Below are 19,792 nucleotides of genomic sequence, written 5' to 3'. Positions count from 1 at the left end.
TTCACGTCCGTTCGCATTTACAGCTTCAGCATGACGAATGATGAGGCCTGGAACTCAGAAGACGGACTTTCCTAAACAGCCCGTCGCAGCCCCACACCTCAGCATTCCATTCAAAACTCATTCGAGCCCGGCGGCCTGACGCGCTTTCTGCAAGGTTGCACGGGCAAGCACCCGCGCCTTTTCCGCACCGGTCTTCAGCACGTCTTCCACATAATCCATATTGGCCGCCAATTCCCGGCGTTTTTCACGGATCGGCCCGAAATGCTCATTGATTTTTTCCAGCAGTTCCTGCTTGGCGTGGCCATAACCCAGCCCGCCGGCCCGATATCGCGCCGCCAGATCAAGCTGTTCCTCTTCGGAAGCAAACAGTTTATACAGTGCAAAAACATTGTCGCCTTCCGGCTCCTTCGGATCCTCCAGCCCTTTACTGTCGGTTACAATAGACATGACCCGCTTTTTCAGCGGTTTGCCCTCGGCAAAAATTTCGATGGTGTTGTCATACGACTTCGACATTTTCTGCCCGTCAATCCCCGGCACCACCGCCACATTTTCGCGGATCGCCGCTTCCGGAATCGTGAAAACTTCACCATATTGGTTATTGAACTTAATCGCCAGATCGCGAGTCACTTCCAAGTGCTGTTTCTGGTCCTTGCCCACCGGCACCACTTCACCCTGCACCGCCAGAATATCCGCGGCCATCAGTACCGGATAGGCGAAAAGGCCGTGCGTCGTCGCGAATCCTTTCGCGATCTTGTCCTTATAGGAATGGCAGCGCTCCAGCAGCCCCATCGGACAGACCACCGACAGCAGCCACGCCAGCTCCTGTACTTCCGGCAGATCGCTCTGCCGATACAACGCCGTTTTCTCCGGATCAATGCCGCACGCCAGATAGTCCAGCGCCACATCTTTTGTCATTTCCCGCAGCGCCGGTCCGTCATGCACCGTTGTCAGCGCATGATAATTCGCGATAAAAATATAGGCGTCACCCTGTTCCTGCAGTTCCGTCGCCGGCTTGATCGCCCCGAAATAATTGCCGATATGCAGTTTGCCCGAAGGCTGAATACCCGTCAGAATTCTCATTTAAAGTGCTCCAAATCATTCGTTTTCAGAAAGAATGGAACTTTTTACCGATTCCGCGCCCCCTATACAAATCCAATAAACCCTCAAAACCGGAACGACCGAACCGGCGGATTCAACACAACGACCTCTTTTTACAGCCCGGCAATGATGCTCTGGAGGATCGTAACCGCCCCGATACCCCGAACGGCGTTAATACGGCCAGAAGGATGGGATTACTCGACAATGGAGCAAACGCCCCGCGATCATACCCGGCAATCTGTTCGATGCACCGGTTAATATCATCCCGTTTTCCCGGTTTTTTCAGTTTTTGCATCTGGAGCAGATCAATTGCGCGTTTCTGAATTTCCTTGGTTTTATATCTCAGGTAAACCGCTGAAAAAAGTGCGGACAATACGATCAGACCGACAACAGCGGCCAGCGGAAGCGGCCAGTCCCACAGATCGATGAAAGAATACCGGGAAAAAATCATCAGAAAAAGCACGACAAACGGATAGATAATAATCCGCCCCGTGGTCTCCGTCACACGGCCCACGAGAAAAATATTATTCAGATGAATCCGGCACTCCGAAGCCGGCAGTCCGCTCTGCATCCAGGAACACGATTCAAAGCTTTTTTTCCCACGGTGATAGAGACTGCAGATAAGTCGAGTACTGCGCAACAGGGTATAAACCGTAATTCCGCAGAGAAGAATCATACTCAGCAACGCCAGACGGAGTGTACTTTCATGTGCTTCCAGTGCAGGCAGTCCCCGGTACGGAACAAACGGAGGGTCGCAACGGACAACCAGCGAAGCCATTCTGCCGTATATAAATGTGGCAAGAAAAAGTACAACGTAAATCCAGCCTATTCCACGGCGGCAGCTGTACGCACTCCAGATCTGAGAAATGTCGGGTTCTGTTCCCCGCCGCTGGAACGGCCACAGAAGATTCTTCAGAAATCCGTATTCTTTTTTGTTCAGCGATCCGGTGTCAAATCCGAATTCTGAAGCGATTGAACAAGAATCGCTACGAATGGAAAAATAGGTTCTGATGATAAAAAAGAGTGAAAATATAAAAACCAGAATACGGATCATGAGCGACGGCCAGATGGATATCCCGCCGGAAAATGACAGAGGCTCTCCTCCATAGGATCCCGCTGCACTTTCAACGACTTTTCTGAAAAATGAGATGATCGCCCAACCGCATAAAACGGCATAAAGCAGCCAGTAAAGAGCCGACTTTGACATATCCGGATTTTCTTTTTCGGTTTTAAAAAAGCCGAACAGACCGAGAAGCAATGCAGGAACGGCAACCCCCAGACCCAGCAGGACCAGCAGATTGAAGACCTGTTTTCTCCACAGATTATCCGGCTCCGGATGCAGCGGCAGAAAAAAATCGCCCAACTGTTTTTCCCGATTGGATATATCGACGGCCCCCTGCAGACCGATCTCAAAAATGCGCGGCTCATAATCATCAATATTGAACGCCCAGGGTGCTCCGTTAAGGACCGTAAACATGGTCGCATAAATCCCGGTCTGATAAGTATTCGGGAACGGTGCCGTCCGTTGCTGCAGCGCAGGAGCAAGCTCAAGTCCATAACTGGAACCCACCACCAGTCCGCGAGTCCACTTCAATTCTTCTCCATGAAAAAAGCGGGCGTCAAGATCGGTCGTAAAAAATACCGCATCGGGAATTTTCCCTCGCAGTGCCCGGAGAATCAGCAGTTTATCATACGGATCACTGCCAAAAATGCCGACCGCCGTAACTTTGTGTTCATCGGTATTGATATGCTGAATACGGTCGGCCAATCGCCGGAGATAGTCATACTGGCTTGCTCCGTCCGGATACCGTTTGCCTAAGGTCTGATATACGCTCTGTCCGTCTCGCGTGCCGCTGCCGGATGACGGGACGTCGTTATGTTCCGCACCGGGTATGAGCCCGTCGATTCCTCGCAAATATTCAAAAACCTCAATTTCAGCCGGCCACTGGTACGCCGGCCGCCCCATTATTCCCAGGTATTCCAGCGCGAATGTGGTTGAAAGCGCCCGACTGAACACAGAATCCCATTCCCCGATCAAAACGATGCGGGCCGCCGATTCCTCTCTATTGCCCGACGGCACAATTGCTCCCCGCCGTACCAGTTCATTGACCAGCACTTCAGCGACACGTTTGTCTTTCTGTACAGTACGGTTGAAATGAATGCCGTGGAAATAAAGCATTTCCTTACGCAGTTCCGCCAGTGCGCTGCGCCCGATCGCGGTTCTGCTGTCATATTTTTTATCCATCAGTTCATTAAAACGGTTGCCGTCTGTGAGATCTGCATTCAGCAGATAATTATCCGCAGTGGCCCATGGCGAAAAGACACTGCAGACAGGAACCGGATACAGACTTTTAATTCCGTTCATCGTTCCGGCATCGGCCAGTTTATTTTCCTTAAATCGGCCAAGAGCTCTGCTGACGGCCTCAAGCCTGCTGATCCGGTGCTTCATCGAGGCACAGGCATTCCCCAATGCATCAGTCTTCTTTCTCCAGATGTTCGCGAACGATTCAGCTGTTTTTATTTCGGCATCCCTTTCGGCCCAGTCCTTCGCCTTTAAGTCACTGCGCAGCCAGAGAACACATACATGCTCGAATTCATGATTGGACATATTGCCCGGTTGTTTATAGGCGGGATCAATCCCGTTAATTCCCCCGTCCGGATAAACCGCCGGTTTGGATTTATCCAGTGAAAACCAATCATACGGCACCCCAATAGTGACACCGTCAATTACCAGCTCGCCAATCCCCATTTTTTTCGGATTTCCCGGCTTATAATTTGAGGTGCTCAGAGCCGCCAGTATGGCGTAGCGTTGCTGAATCCGGTTTTCCCTCATCTCCGGATAATGTTCGTCATCAGTGATTACCGGAATAATCAGTTTGTTCGGTCTGGCGGCCAGAATTGCCTGCAGAGACCTGAGTTCAACCCGGCCCTTTGACGCTAGCAACTCCCATCGCTCAAGCACATCAAAGGGATCCTCCCAAAGCCGCGCAGCTACCTGACTGTCCGTCCGTTCCACGACAGCCTCTTCCGGAATAACAGGCCGATGAGATTTCAGGGTGGTGCGGGTGCTCGATATCAGTGCGCCGATAATCGCGCTGAACAGCAGAATCACATTGCTCGCCGGAATCGGACCGGAACCGGTGCCTAACAGTTTCATGATGCCCCTTCATTCACGTTTTCCTGGCGAACCGGGATCATTTCATACCGGCCATACGGCCTGTACCGTTTATAACCATCCGGCCTTAACCGGATTGAGTAGAACTGCTTTACAGCCCATGATCATCAGCATCTGCCTGTGCTGCAAAAACCTGCACCAGATTAACGGGCGGGTACGGAGACGGAAGATTCAGGAGAGAAGCCGTAAAATAGCTTATCGATTCCGGCGTTTTGCAATAGGTGTTGTTAAAGCCGAGAATACGGGGGGTAATGGTAATATCCTCTTCATATAATTTAGCCTTGATAGCCCCCAGCGCCAGCATGGCATTCTGAATACTTGACCGACTGATTTCGCTGGGCATCGGCAGCATCGTCGAAACCGGCTCTCCACTGATTCCCAGCGTTTGAATCACCATTGAACCCGATACCTGTTTTGCTTCAGCCGCCACCCCGACAGCAAAGAGACTGCTAAGGTCCACATTCGATTTCAGCACACTCAGATTTGCGGTCAACCGCAGGCCGACGCCGGTAAACAGCCCGGTGGACATCGGCGCATCTGTCCCATACTCCACCGCCTGCAGCATAGTATTCGACGCTGTCCCCGTTTCCAGAATCCCCACCGGCAACGTCGTATACTTGATATAATCGAGCACGACCACATAGCTGCCTTTGCTGAAGTTTCCACCCGCCGGCCCATAGGTAATTCCACCGGAAGAATCGAACGATCCCACCGAAAGGCGCATGGTTTCATCCGGAAGAACCGCCAGAATTGCTTCGTTCATTTTTACCGGTTCATAACCGTCCGGCTTAGCCAACTGCACCGGCAGCGGATCAATAGGATAATAACCGGGACTGATCTCCCGGGATGTGCTCCTGCCGGTGGTTTCACACCCCGAAACAGACACAATAATCACAGCCAGATAAATGATGATTTTCATCACGCCCTCCCTTTCAATATTCAATCTTTAAGCACCAATCCCCAGCGCGAGAGGTTGTGGCCCCATCCGCGTTTATCCAGCCCGATCACTTCACGGACAGAGTTTCCGGGAATCCGGTAATCGAACGGGGCATCGGAATAGAGAAAACGCTGAATCAGACGTTGCATACGTCCTTCGTTCAGCACAAAACCGTGGCTGTTGTCGTTGGCCCAGAAATCTTTCATTAATGCAACCGTCTGAACACCGGAACCGTCTGGGCGGGCATAACAGCAGGAGCTGGCATGCGCCACAGCACCGTCGCCGTCTTTGCTGACAGCTACCTGTGAAAGGTTGAACAGATTCGCCGGTCCGGGAGACGGAACATCTTTGAGCACCTGTATGGACTGCATGGTTTTAAACCCGTCGCGAACCACAATCAGCATCCGTTTTCTGTCGGCCGCGGAAAGCTGATCAAGATCCACCATTTCCTGCTCCACCATCTTTTTTCCGCGGCGGATCAGCGCCCTCAGTTTTTCCTTCCGCGCAATCTTTTCATCGGAATCATCCGGTTTAATCTGCACCAGATTCTCCTGCCAGTGATTAATGTTGAAGAAGTTGTGTGCCGCTCCGTTTTCAAAACGCGAGGCCCCGGCATAACGGGGAAGCAGTTCCAGGGCACCGGGCCAGGTGCGCACCAGTTTCCGCATGCTTTCTCTGGTTCCGGCAAAAAGCCCTTCGCCTTTAATCAATGCCGAAATAATCTCAAGCGATCCCCGAAACGGCGGCACGGTGAGCACCGCTTTATTAACATACCGGAATCCATCCAGATTCAGATACGAACGCAACACCTGATTGCCCATACTGTGCGTGATAAAATCGAACGAAGAAAATACCGGCTGATTCGGATCCACCCGGCGGCGGGCTTTTGATTTGGCAATCAGGTATCCGATATAGTCCCGCAGCCGTTCGCCGTTTTCCACATTGGAGTAGCGCCAGTCATAGTTGAAAATATAAACCGGACGGCTCGAAGTTTTCCGCAGCTCCTGTACAAGCTCTCCATAAGCGAGCTGTTCCACCTCGCTGGGCTGAATAATACACTCCAGCGCCTCGTCATAATATCGGTTCCGATAACTCCTGGTCAGCGTCAGATCGTCGATTGATTCAAAGTTACTCTGAATCCCCGACCAGATGGTGTCATGATTCACCTCGTTGGAATTCAGCAGTTTAGTCCCTTTAATTCCCGGAATAAGGATTGTTGCCTGCGATGCCATGTGCCCTCCCTTTTCACATCTTTTCTTAGAGACGGACACTAAAAGGGTTTTCTCAGACAACAAGACTAATTAGCATCTTTTTAAATTTATAAATATATGCATACCAATACACGTTTTAAACGGTGTGTTTTTAAATTAAATCCGTTTCACCGCACAAAGACATACACCTTAAAATCCCGGGGCTTCTGCATTTCAGAAAGCGGTTCGGGTTTCAGTCGAATAAATGCCCGAAGATTTTTCACACCGGGTTCGGGGGTGATCGTGAGATCATATTCAAACCCCGGTTTGACCGTCTTCAGTTCTGTTCTGAGCGTACCAATGCTTGGAAGCACCTCGATCAGGTTGATCGGTTCATGATAATGGTTCGTCAGCCTGACGGTGCGGGATTCATAAGTTTCCGCACGTTCCCAGATTACCCGTTTAACCGACGGAAGGTAACTGCCGGGAATATCCACCTCAATATCGAGCCGATAGGGAACCTGCGCATTACGATCAGTGGTAACCAGAATATGCTTTTTCTGCTTTCCGCTTCGGCCGCGTAACATGAATTCAGCCGTAATCGATCCCGACTCTCCCGGAGCCACCGTGCGCGGTCCCTTCTGCGGAACCAGGCAGCCGCAGGAAGAATCCATACGGACAATCTTCACCGGCTGATCCCCGACATTCCGGTAGTTGAATTCGATCTGCATCTTTTCCTGCAGCGGGTGTGCCTTCAGCCGGATAAATTCCTGATCCCACTCCAGCTGAGCCACAACACGCACAGCATAAAAAGCCACCAGACTGATGATTAATCCTGTTTTCATAAACAAGCGATACCCGATTCCTGTAACCCGATAAATCAAAATAAACCGACGTATCGCGGATGATACCCCATAAATTATATTAAATCCTAATATACTTAATATTGACAATAATGAGCCTCAACCCTAGCTTGCACTTATTGAGGAAAACAAAGAGAGGAGCTTACCGGCTATACATTTATACATTAGCCGACACCTCCGGAATTTAAAAAAAGGAAAAAGTAATGAAAACTCTTCCTTCCGGTTCAGTTCGATTATCCCGGCTTTTCTGTCTGATAATTTTATTGATCACCACCCGGAGCGCATATTCGATGGCTCCGCCGATCCGCGAAGATTTCGACAAAGCGACTCTGCCGAATAATATCCTGTGGGTGTATAACTCCTCCCCGGAAGGACGCATTGAACTGCGTGGAGATACCGACACGGTGATTACAGAGAATATTCCCGGCCCGCTTTTCAACCCCAGCCACTACACCGGCAGCAACCGTATGAGGGGAAACTTTTTCCAGTGCGACCAAACCGTGGAACTCACCCGCCAGGGTTTCTATCTGGGCCGCTCGCAATCCACCTCCGTGCAGTTTCTGGTGTATGAAAGTTCCACGGCAAACGGAACCTATTCACTAATCTCCTCCAACACGGTTACCGCATCCATTGGCACCAACTATGTCTACGGCACACTCAACACTGTCCTGAAGGAGGGCAAATACTACCTGATCGGTGCCGCCTGGAACAACTCGGCGCGCTACAGCACCTCCGGCTCCCATCCGCAGCAGACGGCATTCGGACAAAGCATCGGCGGATACGCCATAAGTGGATACCCGGCAGCCGGATCAGCATCCGGTGCCTCACCGTCCAGTCTGACCTATGTCCAGGAACTGGACATTGCCACCAACATGGTCATGCGGATGGACGACAACCTTTCTGCCGGACAGACCGCAACCAACAGCGTTGTGATGGTGGTCGACATCGAAGATTACGATCCACTCACACTCAGCTTTAAACATCGGGCATCCGGGAGGAACTCCATGCCGGCGACGGCATTTTCCTGAGTAATGACAGCGGCTCGTCATTCACCAAAATTTTTGATCTGCCCAACGGCACTACCGGCTGGCAGACTTTCAACCTCGATATTAACGATCTGGCAGCACAGAACGGCATGGCCCTGACCGGAACCCCTTATATCAAGTTTCAGCAGGTAGACAATTACAGCTGGCCGACCGACGGCCGGGAATTCGATGATATCCGGATCTTTTCCGATGCCGACCTCTTCCTTCATGATGCCGATTATCTCTTTGCCGCGAATACCAACAATATCTGGAAAACTACACTCGGCACTCGAAATATTCCGATTGAGATCCAGACCACGTTGCGCAGCGGACAGGTAACCGAATCCTATCCGGGTATTTCCTACCGCTTCACTATTCTCGATGGAGCCTCGCCGGTTTTCTCCAACAGCGTAACCCGGAATATCACTTTCCCGGCACTGGAAGCGCAGGAAGATGACTGGACCGCAAACTTCTATATTCCCGGCACCGAAAAATTCACGAAAAACAACTACACTGTTCTTATCGAAGCCGACGCCGGCAACCAAATTGATGAGGGCCGGGAAAACAACAACACCCGGACCCTGCCGCTCACCATCAACCAGTATTCCGGCAAACTCTTTTTCGACGATGTTGAAACCGACATCACCGTCACCGACTGGACCCGGACTTCCGATACCCTGCACACCATCAGCGGCAGCGGAACGATTTCCGGATACAGCTTTGTCTTCAATAATCTCGATGTGATCAAGGATCCGGTTTCACTCAACTATTCCATTCACCCCTCAGAAACCCAGACCATCACCGTAGCGGTTCCGAATCCCGTTACCATGGCCGGTCTTCAGTATACGCTGCCGAATGACCTCACCCTGAGCACGGCCGGGGCTTACGCGGACATCCGGTTGCGGATGCCCGCCGGCCTGGGATCTCCACGGCGAACGAATATGTGATGCAGTCTACATATACCTTCGGCTCCGTATCGCTGGATTCCAGTCTCAAACCGAAATACGTGCTGACATCACCCGGCCCTTTTAAAATTACCGAAGAAACCAAACCGTTATGGATTGATGTGCAGGATATCACCTGGGATCCGGCCAATGGAACGCTGGATTTTACCCAAACCGGCAGTATTACCTTCACTCGCGAAAGTGACCATGTACAGTTAGCCGTTGCTAAACCTTCGCTGACATCACCTGATCTCGCTATCAAACGCTCTAACGCTGAATACTATACAGCGGTGGCCGGAGTGAATTCCGATATTCAGGTCAACCCCGGGCCCTCCCAGGATGCCCGCATGACAGTGGATATTTCACTTGATCCCGGAAGTTTCCACACGCACTTCCCCTATGGTCCTGTTGTGCAATGGCTAGACTCATCCTCCATCATGATTGCAGAGGATCTCGTGGATACCGGCAGCGAACTGCGGAACACCACCGATATGCAGATTGAATACAACCCCACCTGCCCGGCACACACCTGCGCCGATCCCGGCGGTGCAACCCCGGTTCAGATGTATGCGAACTCTCCGGCAGCTTTCAGTAAAGACGGCGGCCTGCTTCAGCCGGTGGAGCTCAACAGCCTCGATATTGAATGGGGCAAAAATAAAGCGGGCTATTATGCCCAGCGCGCAATGGATTTTCATAAAGGCCAGTTCTGTATGGCGGGCCACTTTATTCGCGGCGATCAGTCCGTTCTTCCGGTCACCGACAACTTCGGCCCAGGGGTTATCCTCCTTTCCGGCGCCCATGCCAAAAGCTCTGAAATGGAACGTCCCGGACATTATTCCGGTGCCGAAGACTACCGCAACGGCTATGCCCATTATGCCGGTCTGAATGTGTTGACCGGTATTGATGCCTCCTATCCGGCGGAGTCCGTTCTGGGCGGAACACCGTCGGGCACCTGGTGGCTGACCGACCGCGCAAAATATTACCTCCGCCCGTCCGGGGTAACCGGTATTCACGAAGCCTCGCCGGGAACATTCCCTCAAACCCTTTACATTTACGGATACCTCCACAACTTCAGCCAATACGGTCTGTCCTATCTCTCCGGAAAACCGCAGGAGTCCCGGGTGCAGGGGCTTGTCTCCCTTTTCTTCCCAAGCAACTTCGACCTCGAATATGAAGAGATGAAATTCGACTGCATGGGTGAAATTCTAAGTGCCGACATTGATGGTGCTCCGGATAAAACCCTCGAATACTGGAACGCCGTCATCAGTCCGAAATCACTGTTCTACAAACCGACGGTCAACGACAGCTGCGGCAACAGCGAACGCGGTCTCTGCCTGGGTATCACCACCGCCTGCGCCAATATCGACAAACCGCTGGCCGGCGTGCTCGGCTTTCTGCCCAGTGGAGAAATCGCCTCCGAAGCCGACGGCATTATCGGCATCGATTCGCGTCTGAGCCTGCCCGATCTGATTGAACTCGACGGACCGCAGGATGAGGTATACCGCTTTACCCCGATCCTCTCCGCTTACTACAACGATTACGGCGAATCGGGAGCAGCACCCGACGACACAGGCTGGATCAACTTTGCGGGAGCCCTTGATGTTGCCTTCTTTAAAGATCTCAATGTGCTGTTTCATACCAGCGCAAGCACCAACAACAGTGCAGCTCCAATCCACATGACCGGCGGTTTCACCGATGCTCTGGGGCACACCTTCCACAAAAAGCCTGAAGATTTTGATGTCCTCAATGCCGGCATTCCGCAAGGTGTGGACGTAGACAGTTTCCGGAATCCCTCCACCGACACCTACCGCACGCGGGCACAGCGCACCTGGCTGGAAGTCGTGGATTTCGATTATCCGCTGGATTGGTCAAGCGCGACCAAATCCTTCCAATCCCCGGAAGCGGTAAAAAACGATCTTCTTATTCTCGAAGTAGAACATCAGGCCGATTACCTCAGCGGGGTAAATGCGGAATTGTCATTCGGCATTCAGTACGACGGCCTGCCGCAGATCAACCTGGCCAACATGGCCTTTAATGCCATTGATGAACAGACCGGCATGGCCTCAGCTGTACTGAGCAGCGTAAACAGCAATATTTTCATGACGATTTTCCAGGGACTGGATCGATTCGACAATCTGCTTGCCGATATTCCCGAAGAACTGTTTGAACCGGTTCTGCAGGAAACCGTCGATCCCATTGTCGATGAACTCTACACCCAGTTGCAGACGGCCTACAACGCCGCTCCAAATACGGATTACTATTCCGGCCTTCTCACCAACTATATTGCCGGACCGATCGGTTCTATTCAGAACGAACTGGAAAATCTGGCCGACACAACTGCAAATGCAACCAATATGCTGGACGAAATTGACGGTCATCTGGAGCAGGCTCTCCGGGTCATTGATGCCTTCACCGGCACCGTCCAGTTCGATCCCGAAACCGGTGAGCTTCTGCCTCAGGCAATTAACGGTCTGCTGGACCTTGAAGGTACTGAATTCGAGGCATTGGGCGATCTCGCTGCAGGCATTATCGGCACTCTCGCCTCCGAAGTGGCCGGGTCGCTGGGAGCGGAACTTGAAACCTCACTGAACGAAGCCATCAGCCATCTGAAACCCTCACTCGATACAGCACGTGAATATCTGCTGGAAGTACGCCGTGTAATTGAGCAGATCCGCACCCAGCTCGCTGACGGCGAATCTTTCGCCCGCGAAGTACAGGCCGCTCTCGATCCGGTCCAGCTGCAGGCCGCCATGGATGCCGCCGTGGCAGACCTGACCGGTGAATTCACCGCTCTGCAGGCTGCCGGCGATCTGTTCGAGGAATATACTGCCGAGGAAATCAAAGCCATGATCCGCCAGCACATCGAGGATCAGTTCTATGGCTCCCTCCCCGTCTGCAACATCCAGCAGGCCATCCGCTCCCGGGTTTATGAGGTACAGGCATCGGTCAACACCGCCATCGACGGCGTATTCCAGCAGGTGAACACTGCCATAAAAGATGTTATCGGCGAATATCTTACCGCCATCGATGAAGAAATCAACGGCATGCTCGGAGATCTGTCGGATCTCATCGGCGCCGGCCAGATTGACGGTTATGCCCACATCCGCCATGACTCGCTCACCGAGCTTCGCCTGGACGGTGCCTTCCAGTGGAAAGTTCCGGAAGAAATGGAATTTAATGCCTATCTCATCATCCGTCAGCTGAATTCCGACGGCTCTTCCAGTTGCGGTTTTCCGGGCGACAATGCCACCGAGGTCGTCCTCGGTTCGGACGACGTCGATCTAAGCTGGGTCGGCTCTGATCTCCGTGCAAAAATCAACACCAAATTCGCCTTTGCCACCGGACCGTTCAAACCGATCGGGCTCGCCGGGGCCTTCGAAATGACGGAGGGCGCTATCAGCTTCGAAGCCTTCGAAATATCGGAGCTCTATGCCGCCGTGGCCTTCGGTGCACGTGAAAACTATCTCTCCGCCGCGGTACGTTGCGAAATGACCAGTTTCGAGGTGGAAGGCGGCGTCTTCTTCGGCCGCACCTGCACACTGGATCCTTTTGCCTGGGATCCGGATGTACAGGGTATTCTGGGCGATCCGCCGTTCACCGGAGTGTATGTCTATGGCGAAGGCTGGATGCCCATCATCGACTACGGCTGTCTCTTCCGGATTAAATCCGGAGTCGGTGCCGGCGTGTTCGCCTTCCTCGAAGGACCGGTCGGCGGAAAAATCTTCCTCGGCGCCGAAGGCGAAGCCATCTGCGTCGTCGGTGTCCGCGGCGAAGTAACCCTGGTCGGCATGAAAAACGGCGACATCATGCGGATGAAAGGCAAAGGCAAAATTTCCGGCAAAGTGGGCCCGTGCCCCTTCTGTGTCAAGTTCAGCAAAAGCGCTGAAATCACCTATGAAAACGGCGACTGGGACGCCGATTATTAGAGGACAGTCATGATTCCGAAAAACATATTCAAATCAGTAACCCGAACGGCCCTGGCGGTCGCGCTGTGGGTGGCGGCCCCGTCCGCTTCGCTCAAGGCGCAGAACAATCAGGGCCTCGGCGATATGATCTTTACCGCCGGCACCGTAACCACCGATGAAAACGGTCGGGAGTGGGCCTACCTGAGCTGGATGGCGACCGACCTGAATATGCTGCTGGGCGTGCAGTACGACATCTATGCCAAATCCGGCGATTTCAGCTCGGCGAATCCCTACGAGTTCCAGGGCACAGCCCAGCTGCACACCGACCCCAACTCAATTGCTGTGCTGAACAGCCGCGCAGAAAACCTCGGACAGGATCTCGACCTTCTGGAAACCGCCATCGATGAACTGTTTGCTGAAGCCGTTCCGGACGGAAATCTGTCCCTCGGCGAAAAAGTGGCCGCCGTGATCGACGGGTCGCTGGAAGATACCGAAATGTTTCAGAATATCGTCTTTATGTCGCAGGCGCATCCCGCCCTCACTCTGGCCCTCGGCCGCGGATTTGCCTGCCGCATCAGCAGCAGCGGTATCACCAGTTTTGAAATCCGCGATCACAATACCGGTGAAGTCATCGGGCGGATCAGCGTAGAGGCCGGAAACCCGACCATCCTGCCGGCCCCGGAAAATATCGTTCAGGTATTCGATTCCTCACCGAAAGGGCACCTCAATATCCGCCTGCGCTGGGAATCGCCGGATGCCCTGCGCCGTCTGGCGCTCATGCAGTTCGGCTACAGCCTGTATCGCATGGAAAGAAAGTTCACCATTGAACACGGATTTGATGTCAACCCGCCCGCTACGGAACAGCTGATTGATCTCGCAGAGAACGATCCTGCTGTACAGAAGGTCAACCGGCTGCCGATTCTGCCGAACGAGGATGAGGTAACCCCCGAAACCTATTTCTTTATCGATGACAACGACGGACTATCCGGCGGAACCCCCTTTGTCGACGGGGAAAAGTTCTACTATTTTGTCACCGCCCTCGATCTGCTCGGCCGCGACGGCGAAGTTTCGGACGGTTATGAAGCAACCGCCTGCGACCGTGTAGCTCCGCGTGTCCCAAAAGACATTCGCACCCGCGCACTCTACACCTTCGATGAATCCAGCAATCAGGTGCAGTCGGTGGAAATTTCATGGGACCAGGATCCTGATGCCGCCGAAACCCATGCCTATTATGTATATCGGTACGATAGTATTTCCAACATGCAGGCCAATGCCGCTAATAAAGTATACGGCCGGATCGCCGGGCCGATCGCCCGCGAGAACGGGCGGAACGTCTGGCCTATACCAATACCCTTTCCGTAGCCGATCAGGACCGTACCTACTGGTACACCGTACGAGCTATTGACGATGCCTACTGCGGCCCCAACCTTTCGCTGAACAGTGCCCCCGTGCATGGCGGTATCCACGACTGGGAAGGCCCGGAAGCCCAGCTTGGCGCCAACATCAGTATTTATGTGGAAACGCTTCATTGTAATCTCGATAAATTCGGCTCGGAAGCCGATAACCCGTTTTATGATCTGGTCTTCAACTGCACCCGCACCAACGAGGGCGTACAATGGGCTGAGTTCGCCTACCTGCCCAATGAAAACGGCAACCCTGAACTGATCACAAACGCCGCCTTTGTCGGACGGTTCTACTTCGACAACAAACCGCAGGTCAGCGCAACAGCCAAACTGCCGGAAGGACACCTCGACTATTACACGGTTTTCTGCCGCGTCGGCAATGGTGTCAAGACCAGTGAATGGCGTGTCGGAGCACTCAGTGTCCGGGATACCGGTGTCGCCAATTTTCTCGGGTTCGCCACCTACGGATTCAGCAATGATCCCTCTGACGGCCCGCATGTCACCGGCACACCGACGCCGTTTTTCCCGGTGCTGGAGGTTGATGTTCCGCCGGATGCCGGCGAATACCGCTACTATCGCCGGGTGAACAACGGCCCGCGCACACTGATCGGCCAGGGCGCAACCTCCAACGCCACCACCATCATTGAAGCTGATGAGCAGGCCTATATCGCGAACGGCGGCACCATCTGCTACTACTATCAGTTCCTGGACTTCAACGGCAATCCGGGTCCGATGACGCTGATCGACTGCATTGACATTACCCGGACCATGGACCTTCCGGTTCCAGTGCTCAATCCGCTGGAGTCGACCGGAACAGAAACCGCCAGCCCGGGTTTCGAAGCCTCCTGGTTCTGCGCCCCGCAGGGGATAGAGCGGTTCGAAGTGGCTGTACATAAAGACGGCGGTTCCCCCGTCACAGCCTCATTCAGTCCGGAACTGCGCGATATCGAAGGCCTCGGCATCACCAACTTTACCGATGTAGTGCTCGAAGGTGTGACCACCAACCTCAGTTTCATGACCTATATGACCGGCCGGGTCGGCGCAAACTTCGGACTGCCGGAGAACCCGGAATTCCTCATTAACGGTTCCGTCGAACTGGGACCGGAATATATTCTGATGGTACGCGCTGTCGGTCCTAACGGAGAGCGCGGCAGGTGGAGTGAAGCGCGCCGCTTTGTCTGGACTCCTGCTCCGCTGGCTGGACCGGATGTCCCCTGGCCGACCCGTCCGCTTCCTCCCGTTGAAGACCCCTTTGATTCCCGCATTAAAGCGCGGTTTATGCTGCCCTACAGCAGCGATCTTCCCGGGGATCGTTATCAGGGCATTTACACCTCCGGTCGTGTGGGGATACGAATCGGCGAAATCGATAACAAAAGTATCGGTGATATCGCCCCCGGAAAGGGCATATTTCTCTACACCTCCAGCACACCGGAATCGCTCCTCTATACCGATGACGACGGACAGACCGTATTCCCCTGTGTACTCTACCGGTACCAGATTTCCTCTCCCCTCTATCCACAGGTGAGTGGTGATGTAGCCCAGGTATCGGTCCTTATGGAAAATATTGCCTACGGTCAAAATGATCCCGCCAATCCCGGAAAGACCACATTATATGACCCGTTCATTCGTGTAACCCACCGGAGTCAGGACGCGGTCTGGGGCATCTATCTGGTCGACACCCATCCCGTAATGCTCGGTGCGAATTATCAGTATCTTCTCGTTCGCTTCGGCGAAAACGGAGAACCGGAAACCATCTATGATGCCGGTACCGTATCGATCCCGGAATAACCGTTATGAAAAGGATATGAAAACCATGAAAACGTTTCATACAGCTGCCGACGCCCTCAGACTGTCCGGATTCTGTATCGGCTTTGTCCTGTCTGCTTCAGGCGGGTTTGTCACGGAAACCGAACAGGAACTGATCACCCGTGCGGATCTTGATGGAGACGGACGTCAGGATATCGTTGTTGTAGATAAAAGCAGCGGCACGTTCAGAGCCGGCTATCAGATCAGCAGCGACCTCTTCACCTGGTCCGAATCACGCAGTCTGGGTGCAACCAATATTACCGGTCTCGCCACCGGCCCCATCACCGATGTCAATTACGACAGCATTGCTGCAGTCACGCCTTTTATGAACCGCATTCACCTGATCGAGGCGGCCGGCGTCGGAACCCCCGCCTATCCTCTTCCGGTTTTTGGAAATGAAATCGGTCCGGAAACGGTGGTCAGCCTGCCCATCGGAGCAGGAACCCCGGAATCGGACCTGATCGTTATTAACAGCCTGGGCTCATCGAATCCAAACCGGCTGGAGCGTATTGAATCGTCCGGCAGTTCCTTCACCCCGCTGGGCTCCCACACCATCAGCGATGCCTGGGAACGCGGCAATTCGGTATTGTATACCGGCAACCAAGCCGCCGCCGTATTCCTCGACCGCAGCAACAATGCATTGCGTATGTATGAATTTTCAACGGGAACCATTCACTACCTCGACTCCCTCTTTTTCAACAGTGCACTGACCGCACCGGACTACTGTCCGATACATCCGGTATCCGGCGGCTATATCCACTACATCGCCTGGGATCCGGGCACCTCCTCCGCCTATCGGTTTTACATGCAGCCCGGCGATACCTTCAGTACCCTCGATGCCGTCGACTTCGGCGGCGATATCCGTTCAATCCAGACCGTTCAGGCCAAAGGATCAGATTGGCTGCTGATCTTCTATACCAACGGGGAGGCCCGGGTTTTCGCTTACGACGGCGTGAATGATCCGATATATGACCACGACATCGCTTCGGCCGGAAGCGGCATCTTCTATAGCGCCGCTCTGCAGATCGGCTCCGACCGCTTTGTCCTGCTTTCAGCCGACGAGGCCACCGGCCGTTCCCTCACTGCGGAACGTTTTGAATTTGCGGACGGTACTTTCCAGGGAGATGGCCCGCTTGAACTTCCTGCTGTAACTGCAGCACGTGGTCGGGCCAACGTATTCACTTTTGTAAACGAACCGTTCGTGAATCCGCAACCGCAACGGCTTCAGACCCTGAACGCCGGCGACTGGTCCTCCCGGGCGCTGCTGACCGGTGGTCCCGTCCAAATTGAGGCCGACTACGAAATCGATCAGGGCCTGCCGGATGGTCTCGGCAATACCGACACAGCGGTTCTCGGCCTTGCCGATATCAGTGCTCAGCACACGCTGGTCAATCAGGCCGGCATCCCGTATTCCATTTACAGCACCGAAGCGGCCGCAGGCGATCAATGGGCTGAAGCCTTCATCAATCCCGCCCCCGGGCACTACCGTACCGGCATTGAGGTTACGTTTTCCAACAGCACCGGCGATGACATCTATTACCGTCTGTCGGATTCCACGGTCTGGAACCTTTACAGCTCCGCTATTCCGTTGTTTAAGGATGAAACCATTCTGTTCTATGCCGAAGCTCCGGGCGGACAGCGCTCGCCGATCCGGTCTTCCTCCTACTCATTTGAAGACGCTCCCGGCGAACTTGATTCCGACAGCGACGGTATTCCTGATTATGTCGAACTTGCAAACGGCCTGAATCCGCTCACCAGCGGACTCGATGCCGACGGCGATGGCTTCTCCGATCTTGAAGAACTGCTGGCCGGCTCTGATCCCGCAGTCTCCTCAAACGTACCTGTACTCCCGATCCCCGGAACGTCCGGCCGGCTTGAACAGTTCTCCGCTTTCGATCTGCACATTTCTCTGACACCATATGACGGAACCGCGGACAGTCTCACCGTCTGCCGAACCGGAACCACACTGCGTGCATTCAGCGGCACCGGATGGCAGTTCGGTTTTGCCACAGCCTCCAACCATGCTGTTGCCGGCATCACCGACCCCTCCGTATTGATCACCAACATGCCGTCCACCATTGAAGCCGGTTTCTTCACCCTGCTGACCGATCAGCATTTCCCCATCAGCACGTCATTCAGCAATAAAAATATCGGCATTGAAATGGCCTCGGTCATGATACCGCCCTCATTCCAGCCCCTGGAAATTCCGCCGGTCTACAGCGGGGGTAATCTCGCATCGGAATCCGCAACCTGGATCAGCGCAGCACTCAATATCATGACCAACAGCTCCGTTCCGGTACTTCAGGATGAACTCAACACCGAGGATGTCCTGAGAGCCATGCTGACCGAACGGAAACTGATCGACGAACTGTTCAATGAAGGTTTCATTACCAACCGTTACGCCACTATTTTTCCAACGCGTCCTTCCGACGGCACCATGCTCAGTGTATCTGCAAATGATTTTTCCGACCTGCGCAGAAACACCAATAACGCATTTCTGCCGGAAACAGTCATCGCTGAAATCGACACCTATCTTTCAGACGCCAACAGCGCTGCACTCCGATTCCTTGCCCAGGAACTCTACGATATCTGCAGCGAGTATTCCGACGCTGAACCGGGCCTTTATCCGTTGCCGATGACCGTGCTCCGCAACTATCTGCTGACCGGCACGCTGAATTCCAACTACGCCGCGCGCGTTACCTATAATTCGAGTGAACTGACTCAGATCGTAGACAACGCCACCAACATGCTGGCCAGTATTTCCCCCCGCCCGGTGGAATCGCTGTTGCTGGAAGTCCGGGACGGCTCATTCTCAAATAGTTGTCCGGTGCTCTACACGACAGACGATGCCGCCAAGAGCCTCTACGATGCCGAGGGTCGCCCTTATATCATGCCCTTTTCTTTTGAACTGGGAGCAGGCGCCGAAGTCACTGCGCTGGCCTTCACCGACGTTTCATGGAACCGGGTGCCCGGTACCGATCCCATTGAAATTATAAGTCTGAACCTTACCGCCGTGCCCGTTTCATCGGATGCCGATGCCAACGGGAATCTCATTCCGGATGCGCTCGAAGAAAACCTGCTGGCCAGTCCGAGGTCCCCGTCCCACCTCGATTCCGATGGCGACGGCTACAGCGATCTTCAGGAATATCTGGACGGCTCCGATCCCGCCGACCCGCTCAACACACCTGCAGGAGCCATCGTCGATCTCAGTCCTCCGGAAGTTACTGTGACTTCTCTCGGTGCAGGACAGATTCAGCTCGATATTCAGTGGCCGGCGGCCTATGCGGATCCGTTCGTTTTCACGGCAATCTATTCCGATGATTTGTCAACTCCCGGTTTTTCCAGCGATCACGAACTGGCCCCGGGCACATTGAGCACCGTCATCAGTACCGATTCTTCAGATGCCCGCTTTTATAAGGTCGGTATCCATCTGCGCTAGTTGACAA

General features: G+C 53.6%; 11 protein-coding genes. 6 read left to right on the top strand and 5 right to left on the bottom strand.

Annotated elements, in window-relative coordinates:
• Positions 1 to 117: 117 nt before the first annotated feature.
• From trpS to EGM51_17215, 5 genes are all read right to left on the bottom strand, one after another.
• Complete coding sequence (trpS, locus tag EGM51_17235) at positions 118 to 1,080, bottom strand: tryptophan--tRNA ligase (GenBank protein QBG49056.1); 963 nt, start codon at positions 1,078 to 1,080, stop codon at positions 118 to 120.
• Positions 1,081 to 1,192: 112 nt separating this feature from the next.
• Positions 1,193 to 4,255 carry a hypothetical protein gene (locus EGM51_17230; protein QBG49055.1) on the bottom strand — a complete coding sequence of 1,021 codons (3,063 nt, stop codon included), beginning with the start codon at positions 4,253 to 4,255 and terminating at the stop codon, positions 1,193 to 1,195.
• 109 nt (positions 4,256 to 4,364) lie between these two features.
• Positions 4,365 to 5,192 carry a hypothetical protein gene (locus EGM51_17225; protein QBG49054.1) on the bottom strand — a complete coding sequence of 276 codons (828 nt, stop codon included), beginning with the start codon at positions 5,190 to 5,192 and terminating at the stop codon, positions 4,365 to 4,367.
• Positions 5,193 to 5,212: 20 nt separating this feature from the next.
• Entirely contained in the window at positions 5,213 to 6,442 is a 1,230-nt protein-coding gene (locus tag EGM51_17220; protein ID QBG49053.1) for a hypothetical protein, read from the bottom strand.
• Between the two features lie 146 nt (positions 6,443 to 6,588).
• Positions 6,589 to 7,245, bottom strand: coding sequence for a DUF1573 domain-containing protein (locus EGM51_17215; GenBank protein ID QBG49052.1), 657 nt, complete (start codon positions 7,243 to 7,245; stop codon positions 6,589 to 6,591).
• 308 nt (positions 7,246 to 7,553) lie between these two features.
• Between EGM51_17215 and EGM51_17210 the strand changes: the two genes are divergently transcribed.
• The 6 genes from EGM51_17210 (at position 7,554) to EGM51_17185 (ending at position 19,785) form a co-directional block, all read left to right on the top strand.
• Positions 7,554 to 8,291, top strand: coding sequence for a hypothetical protein (locus EGM51_17210; GenBank protein ID QBG49051.1), 738 nt, complete (start codon positions 7,554 to 7,556; stop codon positions 8,289 to 8,291).
• Positions 8,292 to 8,398: 107 nt separating this feature from the next.
• Positions 8,399 to 9,235, top strand: a complete 837-nt coding sequence (locus EGM51_17205) for a hypothetical protein (protein ID QBG49050.1) — start codon at positions 8,399 to 8,401, stop codon at positions 9,233 to 9,235.
• A complete protein-coding gene (locus EGM51_17200; protein ID QBG49049.1) occupies positions 9,235 to 13,158 on the top strand; it encodes a hypothetical protein in 3,924 nt (1,307 codons plus the stop codon). The genes EGM51_17205 and EGM51_17200 overlap by 1 nt, the downstream gene beginning before the upstream one ends.
• Positions 13,159 to 13,167: 9 nt before the next feature.
• The gene (locus EGM51_17195) at positions 13,168 to 14,499 is read left to right on the top strand and encodes a hypothetical protein (GenBank protein QBG49048.1); all 1,332 of its coding nucleotides are present in this window, start codon (positions 13,168 to 13,170) and stop codon (positions 14,497 to 14,499) included.
• An 86-nt stretch (positions 14,500 to 14,585) separates the two neighbouring features.
• A complete protein-coding gene (locus EGM51_17190; GenBank protein QBG49047.1) occupies positions 14,586 to 16,328 on the top strand; it encodes a hypothetical protein in 1,743 nt (580 codons plus the stop codon).
• Between the two features lie 25 nt (positions 16,329 to 16,353).
• Complete coding sequence (locus EGM51_17185; protein QBG49046.1) at positions 16,354 to 19,785, top strand: hypothetical protein; 3,432 nt, start codon at positions 16,354 to 16,356, stop codon at positions 19,783 to 19,785.
• The last annotated feature ends 7 nt before the right edge of the window (positions 19,786 to 19,792 follow it).

It is taken from the genome of Verrucomicrobia bacterium S94 (genome assembly GCA_004299845.1).
GTDB lineage: Bacteria > Verrucomicrobiota > Kiritimatiellia > Kiritimatiellales > Pontiellaceae > Pontiella.
The sequence above is the reverse complement of the archived record's forward strand: the minus strand, read 5'-3'. Positions and strand labels throughout refer to the sequence as shown.